Origin of the sequence: Pseudomonas sp. SWRI81, from assembly GCF_014268545.1 — a bacterium.
Classification (GTDB): domain Bacteria; phylum Pseudomonadota; class Gammaproteobacteria; order Pseudomonadales; family Pseudomonadaceae; genus Aquipseudomonas; species Aquipseudomonas hamedanensis.
In genome coordinates, this window is the sequence record NZ_JABWQS010000046.1 from 41,921 (window position 1) to 47,920 (window position 6,000).

The 6,000-nt window shown below is 58.6% G+C and carries 6 protein-coding genes and 1 pseudogene; 2 read left to right on the plus strand and 5 right to left on the minus strand.

The annotated features are described in order from the left end of the window. Positions 1-735 precede the first annotated feature (735 nt). Positions 736-1,089 (plus strand): hypothetical protein, encoded by a 354-nt coding sequence (locus HU765_RS22740; RefSeq protein WP_186623112.1) that lies wholly within the window; start codon positions 736-738, stop codon positions 1,087-1,089. A gap of 262 nt (positions 1,090-1,351) precedes the next feature. Here HU765_RS22740 and HU765_RS22745 read toward each other — a convergent pair whose 3' ends face one another. From HU765_RS22745 to HU765_RS22755, 3 genes are all read right to left on the minus strand, one after another. Next, complete coding sequence (locus HU765_RS22745; RefSeq protein ID WP_186623113.1) at positions 1,352-1,498, minus strand: hypothetical protein; 147 nt, start codon at positions 1,496-1,498, stop codon at positions 1,352-1,354. A gap of 221 nt (positions 1,499-1,719) precedes the next feature. After that, positions 1,720-2,010, minus strand: coding sequence for a hypothetical protein (locus HU765_RS22750; protein WP_186623114.1), 291 nt, complete (start codon positions 2,008-2,010; stop codon positions 1,720-1,722). 79 nt (positions 2,011-2,089) lie between these two features. Then, entirely contained in the window at positions 2,090-2,788 is a 699-nt protein-coding gene (locus HU765_RS22755; protein ID WP_093102949.1) for a hypothetical protein, read from the minus strand. A gap of 87 nt (positions 2,789-2,875) precedes the next feature. On the opposite strand from HU765_RS22755, the pseudogene HU765_RS26940 reads away from it, so the two are divergent. After that, positions 2,876-3,029, plus strand: a pseudogene (locus HU765_RS26940) (cytochrome C); the annotation flags it as partial. 314 nt (positions 3,030-3,343) lie between these two features. Here HU765_RS26940 and HU765_RS22760 read toward each other — a convergent pair. Both HU765_RS22760 and HU765_RS22765 read right to left on the minus strand, forming a co-directional pair. Beyond that, positions 3,344-4,909: a PAS domain-containing methyl-accepting chemotaxis protein gene (locus tag HU765_RS22760; protein WP_186623115.1), complete on the minus strand. Its 1,566-nt coding sequence runs from the start codon at positions 4,907-4,909 to the stop codon at positions 3,344-3,346. A gap of 102 nt (positions 4,910-5,011) precedes the next feature. Further along, positions 5,012-5,803 carry a CPBP family intramembrane glutamic endopeptidase gene (locus tag HU765_RS22765; protein ID WP_186623116.1) on the minus strand — a complete coding sequence of 264 codons (792 nt, stop codon included), beginning with the start codon at positions 5,801-5,803 and terminating at the stop codon, positions 5,012-5,014. Positions 5,804-6,000: the final 197 nt, after the last annotated feature.

A 6,000-nucleotide genomic window follows, 5' to 3' on the forward strand; every position in this document is an offset into this window, starting at 1 on the left:
GTTGTACTCAATCCCTGTGGGAGCGGGCTTGCTCGCGAAGAGGCCTGCACAGCCAACCTCTCGGTTGCCTGACACACCGCCTTCGCGAGCAAGCCCGCTCCCACACTAGGTCCTGCATCGAGACATCAATATCAATGCAGCCAAAAACTGTGGAAGCGAGCCTGCACGCGAAAGCGCGCTGACAACCGACCAATATCCACCGGTTGGACCAAATCCCTGTGGGAGCTGGCTTGCCAGCGATGGCGGCATCCGCGCCAACCAATCCCTCACTGACGTACCCGGCTCAACTGTGGGAGCGAGCCTGCTCGCGAAAGCTCTCTTCCAGACGACATCAAGCCATCTGACTGTCAAAGGCAATCCCAGCACTTAAACATCATCAAATAACCACGTTTAAACTACACGATCCGTTACGCCATCCAGGCTACAACTCCTTGCGCCGTTGCCTACGCGTACGCCAGAATCCGCCGGCTTACGCGGCTATGAGGTTGGCTATATCGTTTCTCCGTCACTGACAAACTCAGTGATCGGGTTTGGTAGCCCGCTTCGGTACCGCCGTATGGCGCCACCTTATTCAGCCTCTTTTTGCGGCTGCGTTTTATATGGTGGACATGCGTGGGGCTCATTCGTGAGCGCCGGGTTTCCGTATCGACCGGTCTACCAACCCGCGCATGGCCGCCACCCGTCGTTTGGTAGCGAGGGTGATGGCTCCTATTTCTTCGATATGGAGCTTCATCTATGTTCAAAGTAACCCCCAACCCGCCAATCCCCCACGACCGCGCGCTCGACCCGCAAAAAGTCAAAGAAGCCACCGACCGCGCCCTCGATTACTACCTCCGGCCCGAAGACCTGGCAGCACCGCCAGGTTCGCCAAAATATCGCCCCGTCTATGTTGTCGATCCCTCGCTGGATGACGAGACCCTGTTGATCGAGGCCTGCGAGTCGCTTTCATACGCCCACGCCATGGCCGGCAACATCGCCAATTCAATAGGCGGCCCGGAACGCAAACCACTGCTTGCGCTGCAACAAGTGATCATGCTCAACGAACTGTTGGTCAATCGACTGTTGGACAAGCTGAAGTTGCCGCAGTAATTTCGCTGGCTGTTATGGCCTCTTCGCGAGCAGGCTCGCTCCTACAGGGATCGTGATCAGGCACACAATCTGTGGTCGCCGCAAACCCAATGTAGGCCTTCGCCTGCTCGCGATGGCGGCTTGCCAGACCCCACTATTTCAGATCAAAACAAAAAGCCCTGACAGCTTTCGCCGTCCGGGCTTCCAAGATCTAAAGATCGCAGCAATCGGCGGCTCCTACAGTTACCGTGCAAAAGCCGACGAAGGCTGCGATCTTTTTGATTTACTCGGTAATGAGTAGCCTGCCAGTGATCACAAATTTATCGAACACTTTCTGCCCATCACGCGCGGCTTGCCGAACATCAAGGAATGTCAGTTCTTCGCGAACTTCCTTTTTGCTGGGTTTGTCGGTTTTTCGGGTGGTGGCCATCGGAGCCTCCGAAGGATGTGTATTCATGCTGACCAGCTTATGTGAATAAGTTTTGACCGGCAAACGATAGAACCTAGCCTCAGCGAGCACCAGTCGGCGCATTCTGGGCGAGTTGTAGGCAGTGTCTGCATTGCTTGAGTGAGGTCGTCGTCGGCAGGGAAGGCCTCTTCGCGAGCAGGCTCGCTCCTATAGGGGATCGTGATCAGGCACAAAATCTGCGATCACCGCAGATCAACTGTAAGAGTGAGCCTGCTCGCGATGGCGGCTTGCCAGACTCCACAAATTTTGATCTGCGCCGTGTTGCAGGCCGCCGAGTACTGGAAGCGCTGTACCACCACGGATTGCGGATCGCGCGGCTCGATCACCTGAAAGTTGATGACTTCGCCTTCACGCATCAGGCTGTTGGGCGTCAACGGCTGGGCCAGCAACACTGCCTGGCGGTCGGTATTTTTGGGCTGGGTGACGCAAGCGGCCAGCAGCGATGTGCTGATGCAAAGAATGATGCGCTGCACAGAACTCTCCGGGGGATCGATTGAAAGAGGCATTACGATTCATATAACCCTGCTTGGGCTCAGCGCAGCGCCATCACCCTTACTCGTTCAAATCCTTGACCAGATAGTCGCCGACAATCTGTGAAACACCGGTCAACGCGGTGCGTACCAGTTCCGGTTCGGTGCGATAGCGCAGCGGCTCATAACCGTAGGTGTTGGCGCCGTTAAACGCGGTGATCGGCTCGTTGCGCTGCCAGATCAACTCGTCGCCGCGCTTCATCACACCGTTGACCGCGATGGTCGGGTAAACCACGCTGCTGAAGCCTTGGGTCAGGGCGAAGCCCCAGTTGAATACGGTCAGTTCAATCTGCGCGTCCGCTGGTTCGTTGTCGCCGACGATTTTGAAGCGGCCGCTGGCGGCGAGTTTTTCTTCGAAGCTCTTTTTCACCAAGTCGCCGAGGTTGATGTTGGCGGTTTCCATGTTGTACAGAATCGCATCGACAGTCGACATGGAGGCCAGGTCGCCGGCCTTCAAACCAGCGGCAAAACCGGCACCGCCGAGTGCCGCCGTACCGATTTTGCCAGCGCCCGCCGCCAGCCCTACGCCGGTGCCGACGCCCGCGCCAATGGCGGCGCCCCATGCTTGTTCGCGGCCCATATAGCTCATTTCCCGGGGTTTCCATGACACCGGGAGGATTTTCACGGTGTGGATCTGGGTACGGTATTCGGGCTTGAATTTCTGGTTGGCGCATCCGGCCAGGAACAGAACGGCGAACATCAGGACAGCGAACTTCTTCATGAAGGACTCATAACAAGGAATGGATTTGCGGAGGTTGTCGTCCGCATGCAGGAATTCTGAAGGGGTAGCGGCTATTAATGTGCCACTATCGTGGCGATCGAATTCCTGCGCCCGAACGGCAATCTAATACCGAAAAACTTGCAGGAGAACGGCGTGAAGATCCCGGCGCATATCTGGAGCGTTAAGGATTTTTCGTGATTTGCATGGATACATGGCGGGTGTGATTGCGAAAAAACCATGAGCGGATGCTTGCTCGAGAATGCTCGGAAGCGACTGGACATGGAGTGATGATCTTGTGAGGTATAAAAGGCCTTATCGCGAGCAGGCTCACTCCTACAGGAGGCCGTGGCCGGACACATAATGGGTGGCCACCGCAGATCCAGTGTAGGAGTGAGCCTGCTCGCGATAGCGGTCTGCCAGACGTCAGCAATCCCGGAACCAAAAAAAACCGGGCAGCTTTCGCCGTCCGGGCTTTCAAGGTTAAAAGATCGCAGCCTGCGGCAGCTCCTACATCGATTATCTGTAGGAGCTGCCGAAGGCTGCGATCTTTTGCTGTCAGCGGTTAAACCGCGCCACCAACGAATACTGTGTATTCGCAGTCTTGGTCAGCTCTTCACTCAGCAACGCCGAGTTATGCGCCTGTTCCGAGGTCTGATCCGCCAACTCCGAAATATTGCTGATGTTGCGGCTGATTTCTTCAGCCACCGCACTTTGCTCTTCGGTCGCCGCGGCGATCTGGGTGGTCATGTCGGTGATGTTGGCGACCGCTTCGCTGATGCCGACCAGTGCCTGATCCGCTTCCAATACCCGCGCTACGCCTTCTTCGGCCTGGCGATGCCCGGCTTCCATGGTTTGCACGGCGCTCGACGCTGTCTGTTGCAGCTTGGCGATCAAGGCATGGATCTGCCCGGTGGATTCGCTGGTGCGTTGCGCCAGTTGGCGAACTTCGTCAGCCACGACGGCAAAACCACGGCCCATTTCACCGGCACGCGCGGCTTCGATGGCGGCGTTGAGGGCGAGCAGGTTGGTCTGGTCGGCGATGCCTTTGATCACGTCGACCACGCCGCCGATTTCGTCGCTGTCCTTGGCCAGTTGCGTCACGGTCAGGCCGGTTTCACCGACGACCACGGACAGGCGCTGAATGGCTTCGCGGGTTTCGCCAGCGATGTCGCGGCCGCGGCCGGTCAGGCGATTGGCTTCCTGGGTGGCGTCAGCGGTGCGTTGCACGTGGCTGGCGACTTCCTGGGTGGTGGCGGCCATCTGGTTGACGGCGGTAGCGACCTGTTCGGTTTCCACGCGCTGGCGTTCCAGGCCGGTCGAGCTGTTGTGCGCCAGGGCGTCGGACTGCTTGGCCTGATCGGTCAAGTGTTCGGCGGTGTCCTGCAGACGGGTCAGGCAGGTTTTCAGGCGGGCTTCCTGGCTGAGGATCGACATTTCCAGACGCGCCTGCGCGCCACGGCTGTCGGTGTACATCTGCGCGATCAGCGGGTCAGAGGTGGTCTGCTCGGCCAGGCGCAGCAGACGCTTGAGTCCGCGCTGTTGCCATTGCAGGCCCATCAGGCCCAGCGGCACCGACAAACCGGCGGCGAGGGCGAAGCCCCACTGCGAGTTCAGCGTCGCGCCGATCATGAAGCTCAACTGGCTGACCAGAATGAACGGCAGCCAGTCCTGCAGGATCGGCAGCCATTTGTCCGTCGAAGGAATCGCCGACTTGCCCTGATTGATGCGTTGGTAGAGCGCTTCGGCGCGGCGGATCTGCTCGGCGGTGGGCTTGACACGCACCGATTCGTAACCGATCACCTGGCTGCCGTCAAACACCGGTGTGACATAGGCGTTAACCCAATAGTGGTCACCGGATTTGCAGCGATTCTTGACAATGCCCATCCATGGCAAGCCTTGTTTCAGTGTGCCCCACATGTGCGAAAACACCGCCGACGGCACGTCAGGGTGACGGACCAGATTGTGCGGCGCGCGGATCAGTTCCTCCCGCGAAAACCCGCTGATCTCGACAAACGCGTCGTTGCAGTAGGTGATCACGCCCTTGGCATCGGTGGTGGAAATCAACCGTTGCTGAGCTGGAAAGGTCCGCTCGCGTTGTGTAATGGGCTGGTTGTTACGCATGGTTTTTCAATCCGCAAGGCTTTGAAAGGTTGTCGGCGCTGACAGGTTTTTATTGAAGTTTTTTTTCAGATTTAAGTAGGCCGTCGCAAAACGGCGCTTGCATCAACTGGCCAGCATCGGATAGGTGAAAAGACCGAAGTGCAGCAGATTCAGGCCGAAATGCGTGGCGATCGCCGCGCCCAGTCCGCCGAAACGGTAGGCCAGACCATAGCCGACCCCGGCCAGTCCCGCCAGCAACACCCAGGTCCAGCCGGCGCCGGCGTGCACCAGGCCAAACAACAGCGAAGCCGACAGCAGCGCGAGGTTGTCGCCGTAGGGCAGGTGCTTGAGGCGACGGCTGAGTCCGCCCTGTAGATAGCCGCGAAACAGCGCCTCCTCGACCAGCGTCACCAGCAGCAGATTGTTCAGCACCCACAGCCAGGCCTGATCAGGCCACTTCGGCGCCCAAGTGATCACGCCGAGCAACAATGCGCCGCCGAGGGCGAGGACCGCGCTCAGGGTCAGGGCGAGGGCGGTGGCATAGACGCTCAGGCGCAACGAACGTCGCGCGACAATCCACGGGCAGACCAGCAACAGCCAGAAGCCAATCAGCGGTTTGTCGAGGTTGAGGTACATCGCGAATGGCACAGCATCGTCCGTGAAACGTTGCGGGTCGATGGCGCGACCGTTGGCGAAACCTGGCAGCCAGTGCATCGCCAGCGCGAGAGCCAGCACGATAAACAGGCCATGGCCGAGCCAACGCGCAACCGGCACCTGTTGCTGGCGCACAGCGAACGCGGCGAATAACAAAAGCCCGACAGAGATCAGTGCCAGCCAGCCGAGCTGGCCGTAGCTCAGGGCCAGTCCGTAACCGAGGCCGAGAAGCGCGAGATAGAGCCATGGCAACGCCTTCATCGAAAGTCCTTGTGCGAAATTCTGGAAGGAGCTTTCTACACGGGCGAGGGGGTGGGGACAAGTGAAGGTGTGGCGGGGATGGGGAACGTCGCAAATCTGACGGTTCGACACAAAACCCATTGTGGGAGATTCTATGGTTGTCATCAAGCCATAACTCCCCCTTTCGATTGGTATTCGCTCTGGTTTTTCATCAGGGC

Coding starts and splice junctions, on each gene's coding strand:
- HU765_RS22760 (WP_186623115.1), bottom strand. CDS start 4,909: ATGCGTAACAACCAGCCCATTACACAACGCGAGCGGACCTTTCCAGCT.
- HU765_RS22740 (WP_186623112.1), top strand. CDS start 736: ATGTTCAAAGTAACCCCCAACCCGCCAATCCCCCACGACCGCGCGCTC.
- HU765_RS22765 (WP_186623116.1), bottom strand. CDS start 5,803: ATGAAGGCGTTGCCATGGCTCTATCTCGCGCTTCTCGGCCTCGGTTAC.
- HU765_RS22755 (WP_093102949.1), bottom strand. CDS start 2,788: ATGAAGAAGTTCGCTGTCCTGATGTTCGCCGTTCTGTTCCTGGCCGGA.
- HU765_RS22745 (WP_186623113.1), bottom strand. CDS start 1,498: ATGGCCACCACCCGAAAAACCGACAAACCCAGCAAAAAGGAAGTTCGC.